Below are 6,434 nucleotides of genomic sequence, written 5' to 3'. Positions count from 1 at the left end.
CGGCAAGCAGGCCGAGGACCGGCTGCACCGGGTCGGCATCACCGTCAACCGCAACGCGGTCCCGTTCGACCCGCGCCCGCCGATGGTGAGCTCCGGGGTCCGGATCGGCACCCCCGCACTGGCCGCCCGCGGCTTCGGCGCCGAGGACTTCACCGAGGTCGCCGACATCATCGCCCGCGCGCTGCGCCCCGCCGCGGGGGACGCCGAGCTCGACGAGCTGGCCGCCCGCGTCACCGTCCTCGCCGACCGCCACCCCCTCTACCCGGAGCTGACGGCATGAGCACCGAGCACCCCGGCACCGAGAACGCGCCCCCGGGGCCACCTGCCGAGCACCCCGATGCCTGTGGCGCAACCCCGAGCCGAAGCGCTCCTACGACGTGGTCATCGTCGGCGGCGGCGGGCACGGCCTGGCCACCGCCCACTACCTGGTCAAGAACCACGGCATCACCAACGTCGCGGTGCTGGAGAAGGGGTGGCTGGCCGGCGGCAACATGGCCCGCAACACCACCCTCATCCGCTCGAACTACCTGTGGGACGAGTCGGCCTTCATCTACGAGCACGCCCTGAAGCTGTGGGAGGGGCTGGAGGAGGACCTCGGCTACCCGATCCTGTTCTCCCAGCGCGGCGTGCTGAACCTCGCCCACACCGAGCAGGACGTGCGCGACTCGGTCCGCCGGTCGAGGCGAACAAGCTCAACGGGATCGACGCCGAGTACCTCGGCCCCGACGACGTCGCGAAGATCTGCCCGATCGTCAACGTCTCGCACGACATCCGCTACCCGGTGCTCGGCGCGACCTACCAGCCCCGTGCCGGCATCGCCAAGCACGACTACGTGGCCTGGGGCTTCGCCCGCCGCGCCGACGAGGCCGGGGTGGATCTCATCCAGGACTGCGAGGTGCTGGACTTCGTCACCGAGGGCTCCGTCGAGGACGGGCACGGCCCGGGTCACCGGGATCCGGACCAGCCGGGGCGACATCGCCTGCGGGCAGGTCGCGCTCTGCGCGGCCGGGCACACCTCGACCCTGCTCGACCGGCTCGGCGTCGACACCCCGCTGCAGTCGCACCCGCTGCAGGCGCTGGTGTCCGAGCTGCTGGAGCCGGTGCACCCGACGATCGTCATGTCGAACGCGGTGCACGTCTACGTCTCCCAGGCGCACAAGGGCGAGCTCGTGATGGGCGCCGGCGTCGACTCCTACAACGGCTACGGCCAGCGCGGCGCCTTCCACATCATCGAGCGCCAGATGGCCGCCGCGGTCGAGCTGTTCCGGTGTTCGCCCGGCGCACCTGCTGCGCAGCTGGGCGGGCATCGTCGACGTCACCCCGGACGCGTCGCCGATCGTGGGCCGCACGCCGTACACGAACGTGCTGGTCAACTCCGGCTGGGGGACCGGTGGGTTCAAGGTGACCCCGGGCTGGGCTGGTGCCTGGCCCACACCATCGCCACCGACGAGCTGCACCCGCACATCGCCCCGTTCGCCCTCGACCGGTTCGTCACCGGCGCGCTCGTCGACGAGCACGGCGCCGCCGGCGTCGCCCACTAGGAGCCCGACGTGCAACTCATCGACTGCCCCTGGTGCGGCCCCCGCGAGGAGGTCGAGTTCCACTACGGCGGACAGGCCCACGTCGCGTACCCGGCCGCACCGGCCGAGCTCGACGACGAGCAGTGGGCGCACTACGTGTTCTTCCGGACAACCCGAAGGGCCCGTTCGCCGAGCGCTGGAGCCACTCCGCGGGCTGCCGCCGCTGGTTCAACGCCGTCCGCGACACCCACACCTACCGGTTCCTCGCCGTCTACCCGATGGGCGAGGCCCGGCCGCAGATCCCGGGGACCCGCACATGACCCGCATCGACGGGTACGGGCGCATCGACCGCACCCGTACACTGACCTTCGTCTTCGACGGCACCACCTACACCGGTCACCCGGGCGACACGCTCGCCTCGGCACTGCTCGCGCACGGCGTCACCGTGCTCGGCGGCTCGGTCAAGCTCGGCCGCCCCCGCGGCATCGGCGGGGCCTGGACCGAGGACCCGGTCGGCCTCGTGCAGATCGAGGAGCCGTTCCCCGAGCCGATGCTGCAGGCCGCCACCGTCGAGCTGTACGACGGCCTGGTCGCCCGCGGGCTGAACGGGCAGGGCCGGCTGGCGACGGTGCCCGACACCGCGCGGTACGACCGCCGCCACGCCCACTGCGACACCCTGGTGGTCGGCGCCGGCCCGGCCGGGCTGCTCGCCGCGCGCACCGCGGCCCGCCGCGGCGACCGCGTGGTGCTCGTCGACGACCGTCCGGAGGCCGGCGGCTCGCTCGTCCCGACCGACCGGATCGACGGCCGCGCCGCGCACCGCTGGGTCGCCGACGTCGTCGCCGAGCTGGCCGAGAACCCCGAGGTGCACCACCTGCAGCGCACCACCGCCTTCGGCCACTACGACGACGGGTTCGTCCTGGCCCTGGAGCGGCGCACGAGCACCGGCACCGACCACCTCGGCACAGCCCCGGCGCACCGGTCCCGCCAGCGGGTGCACCGCATCCGCGCCGGGAAGGTCGTCGTCGCGGCCGGCGCGATCGAGCGCCCCGTGGTGTTCGCCGACAACGACCGGCCGGGCGTCATGCTCGCCTCCGCGGCGCGCGAGTACCTGCACCGCTACGGCGTGCTCGCCGGCCGCGAGGTCGTCGTGTTCACCACCGACGACGCCGCCTACCTCGCCGCCGCCGACCTGGCCGGTGCCGGCGCCCGGGTGACCCTCGTCGACGCCCGCTCCGAGCTGCCCGCCGAGCGCGCGCGGGAGTGCACCGAGGCCGGGGTGACCCTGCGCGCCGGGGCCACCGTCGTCGGCTCCGACGGCGACGACGCGGGACGGGTGTCCGCCGCGCACGTCGCGACCGGGGACGGCACCGAGGTGCTGGCGTGCGACCTGCTGCTGGTCTCCGGCGGCTGGACGCCGACCGCGCACCTGTTCAGCCACGTCCGCGGCCAGCTCGTCTACGACGCGGGCCTGGGCGCCTTCCGCCCCGGCGCCGCGGTCGCGGGCACCGAGGTGATCGGCGCCGCCAACGGCACCCTCGACCTGGCCGGCTGCCTGTACGACGGCGCGGGCGGCGACGCCCCGAGCTCGGCACCCGAGCCGGCGCGCACCCCCGGCCTGGTGCTGTGGCGCGCCGCGGGCGACTCCACGCGCCAGTTCGTCGATATCGCGCGTGACGCGACGGTGGCCGACATCGAGCGGGCCGTCGGCGCCGGGCTGCGCTCGGTGGAGCACGTGAAGCGCTACACCACCATCGGCACCGCCCACGACCAGGGGAAGACCTCCGGCACCATCGCCTCCGGGATCACCGCGGAGCTGCTGGGCCGCCCGGCGGGCGACCTCGGGACCACCACGTTCCGCCCGCCCTACACCCCGGTGTCGTTCGCCGCGCTCGCCGGCCGCGAGCGCGGGGACCTGTTCGACCCGGTCCGCACCACCGCGGTGCACCCGTGGCACGTCGCCCACGGCGCGGTGTTCGAGGACGTCGGCCAGTGGAAGCGACCGCGCCACTACCCGCTGGCCGGGGAGGACATGGACGCCGCCGTGCTGCGCGAGTGCGCTGCGGCCCGCCGCGGCGTCGCGATCATGGACGGCTCCACCCTGGGCAAGATCGACGTCCAGGGGCCGGACGCGGGGCAGTTCCTCGACCTCGTCTACACGAACCTGATGAGCAGCCTGAAGGTCGGCCGCGTCCGCTACGGCGTCATGTGCGGCAACGACGGCATGGTCACCGACGACGGCACCGTGCTGCGCATCGCCGAGGACCGGTTCCTGCTCACCACGACCACCGGCGGCGCGGCCTCGGTGCTGGACCACCTCGAGGACTGGCGCCAGACCGAGGTGCCGCACCTGAAGGTGAACCTCACGTCGGTCACCGAGCACTGGGCGGTGTTCCCGGTCGTCGGGCCCCGCTCGCGCGACGTGATCTCCGCCGTGTTCCCCGGTGTCGACGCCTCCGCCGCGGCGTTCGAGTTCATGACCTGGCGCGACACCGAGCTCGACGGCGTCGGGGTCCGGCTGGCCCGGATCTCCTTCTCCGGCGAGCTGGCCTTCGAGGTCAACGTCGACGCCCGGTACGGCCTGGCCGTCTGGGTGCGGCTGATCGCGGCCGGCGAGCCGTACGGGATCACCCCCTACGGCACCGAGACGATGCACGTCCTGCGCGCCGAGAAGGGCTACCCGATCATCGGGCAGGACACCGACGGCACCGTCTCCCCGCACGACCTGGGGATGAGCTGGGCGGTGTCGAAGAAGAAGGTCGACTTCGTCGGCAAGCGCTCCTTCGCCCGCGCCTCCAACACCGACCCGATGCGCAAGCACCTGGTCGGGCTGCTCCCGACCGACCGCGGCACCCGGTTGCCGGAGGGCGCGCAGATCGTCGAGTTCTCCCCCGACGGCACCCTGCCCCCGCCGCCGGTCCCGATGCTCGGCCACGTCACCTCCAGCTACCTGTCTGCGGAGCTGGAGCGGCCGTTCGCCCTGGCCCTGCTCACGGGTGGCCGCGACCGCATCGGCGACGTCGTGCACGTCCCGCACCAGGGGGCGCTGGTCCCGGTCGAGATCACCGGACCCGTCCTCGTCGACCCGGAAGGAGCCCGCCGTGACGGCTGAGTCGATCCCGCTGCCCACGACCCACCCGCTCGACGCCCACGTCCCGGCGCTGGCCGCCCTGTCCCGCGACACCCGGGGCGATCTCACGGTCGAGGTGCTCCCGGTCGCGCAGTCGGTGACGCTGCGGCTCGACCCGTCCGCACCGGCCCGTGCCGGTGTCGACGCCGCGCTCGGGGTCCCGCTGCCGGTCCGGCCCAACACCTGGGTCGACACCGGTGACGGCGAGGTCGTCTGGCTCGGCCCCGACGAGTGGCTGGTCACCAGCCACACCGGGAACCGGGGCGTCGGCGAGGCCGCGCTGCGCGCACTCGTCGCCGGGGACACCGGCGTCGGGGGCGCCGCGACCGACACCTCCGCCCAGCGCGTCGTCCTGCGGATCGGCGGCGCCGGCTCGCCCGCGAGCTGCTGTCCTTCGGCTGCGCGCTCGACCTGCACCCGCGCTCGTTCCCGGCCGGGAGCAGCGCCCAGACGCTGCTCGGCCGGGCCGCCGTGCTCCTGCTGGCCCGCGACGACCGGTCCGACGCCGACGGGGGAGCGGTGTTCGACCTGCACGTGCGCAGCTCGTTCGCCGGCTACCTCGCGGACTGGCTGCTCGACGCCGCCCTCGAGTTCGGCGGCTCCGACGTCCCGTCCCTCGCCCGCTGACCCGCCCGACGACCACGCACAAGGAGACCACCATGACCCCCGTGTCGTCATCATCGGAGCCGGGATCGTCGGGGCGAACCTGGCCGACGAGCTCACCACCCGCGGCTGGACCGACGTCACCGTCCTGGACCAGGGCCGCTGCCCCTGACCGGCGGCTCCACCTCGCACGCCCCCGGCCTGGTCTTCCAGACCACCGGGTCGAAGACCATGACCGCGTTCGCCACCTACACCGTCGAGAAGCTCCTCGGTCTCGACGACGGCACCACCGCGGACGGCTGGTGCTTCAACCAGGTCGGCGGCCTGGAGGTCGCGACCACCCCGGAGCGGCTCGCCGACCTGCACCGCAAGCAGGGCTGGGCGATCTCCCGCGGCGTGCCGCCGCGGTCGTCGACGCGGCCGAGTGCGCGCGGCTGCACCCGCTGCTCGACCCGACCAGGTCCTCGGCGGCCTGCACACCCCCACCGACGGCCTGGCCAAGGCCGCTCGCGCCGTCGTCGCGCTGGCCCGGCGGGCCGAGTCCCGCGGCGCGGTCTTCCGCGGCTCGGTGCGGGTCACCGGCATCGCGCAGTCCGGCGGCCGGGTCACCGGCGTCGAGACCGCCGACGGCGAGACCGTCCCCGCCGACATCGTGGTGTCCTGCGCCGGGTTCTGGGGCCGCGAGCTCGGGAAGCTCGTCGGCATGCGGGTGCCGCTGCTGCCGCTGGCCCACCAGTACGCCCGCACCACCCAGGTCGAGCAGCTCGTCGGCCGCAACGCCGAGTTCGTCGAGGCGCGGCTGCCATCCTGCGCCACCAGGACGCCGACCTCTACTACCGCGAGCACAACGATTGCCTCGGCATCGGCTCCTACGCCCACCGCCCGATGCCGGTGTCGATCTCCGAGCTGCCCGAGGTCGGCGACGGCGAGGTCGGCGAGCGCACCCAGCCTCGATGCTGCCCTTCACCGAGGAGGACTTCGCGCAGCAGTGGGAGCAGAGCCAGCAGCTGCTGCCCGGTCTGCAGCGCTCGAAGATCGAGCACGGTTCAACGGTGTCTTCTCCTTCACCCCCGACGGCGGCCCGCTGATCGGGGAGTCGCCCGACGTCGCCGGTTTCTGGGTCGCCGAGGCCGTGTGGGTCACGCACTCCTCCGGCGTCGCCCGCTCGGTCGCGCAGCTGC

4 protein-coding genes and 4 pseudogenes are annotated in these 6,434 nt (G+C 74.0%); all 8 read left to right on the top strand.

The window, feature by feature from the left end; all coding sequences use genetic code 11:
• Positions 1-280, top strand: a pseudogene (locus tag KPL57_RS26440) (serine hydroxymethyltransferase); the annotation flags it as partial.
• 42 nt (positions 281-322) lie between these two features.
• A pseudogene (locus KPL57_RS26435) lies at positions 323-1,541 on the top strand (sarcosine oxidase subunit beta family protein).
• A 9-nt stretch (positions 1,542-1,550) separates the two neighbouring features.
• Positions 1,551-1,840, top strand: a pseudogene (locus KPL57_RS26430) (sarcosine oxidase subunit delta).
• Positions 1,837-4,632: a 2Fe-2S iron-sulfur cluster-binding protein gene (locus KPL57_RS26425; RefSeq protein WP_226353574.1), complete on the top strand. Its 2,796-nt coding sequence runs from the start codon at positions 1,837-1,839 to the stop codon at positions 4,630-4,632. The pseudogene KPL57_RS26430 and the gene KPL57_RS26425 overlap by 4 nt, the downstream one beginning before the upstream one ends.
• Positions 4,517-4,960 (top strand): annotated as a pseudogene (locus KPL57_RS70300) (sarcosine oxidase subunit gamma family protein); the annotation flags it as partial. The gene KPL57_RS26425 and the pseudogene KPL57_RS70300, both read left to right, overlap by 116 nt.
• Entirely contained in the window at positions 4,882-5,277 is a 396-nt protein-coding gene (locus KPL57_RS70295; protein ID WP_308253022.1) for a sarcosine oxidase subunit gamma family protein, read from the top strand. The pseudogene KPL57_RS70300 and the gene KPL57_RS70295, both read left to right, overlap by 79 nt.
• A gap of 49 nt (positions 5,278-5,326) precedes the next feature.
• The gene (locus KPL57_RS72760) at positions 5,327-5,425 is read left to right on the top strand and encodes a hypothetical protein (protein ID WP_374203793.1); all 99 of its coding nucleotides are present in this window, start codon (positions 5,327-5,329) and stop codon (positions 5,423-5,425) included.
• 252 nt (positions 5,426-5,677) lie between these two features.
• A partial coding sequence (locus KPL57_RS26415) for an FAD-dependent oxidoreductase (protein ID WP_226353573.1) occupies positions 5,678-6,434 on the top strand: 757 nt, incomplete at its 3' end.

Source organism: Pseudonocardia sp. ICBG601 (assembly GCF_020496245.1).
Note: the sequence above shows the minus strand (reverse complement) of the source record. Positions and strands in the feature narration are given on the sequence as shown.

Excerpts from the sequence above, each read along its gene's own strand:
- KPL57_RS26425 (WP_226353574.1), top strand. The coding sequence starts at position 1,837 with ATGACCCGCATCGACGGGTACGGGCGCATCGACCGCACCCGTACACTG.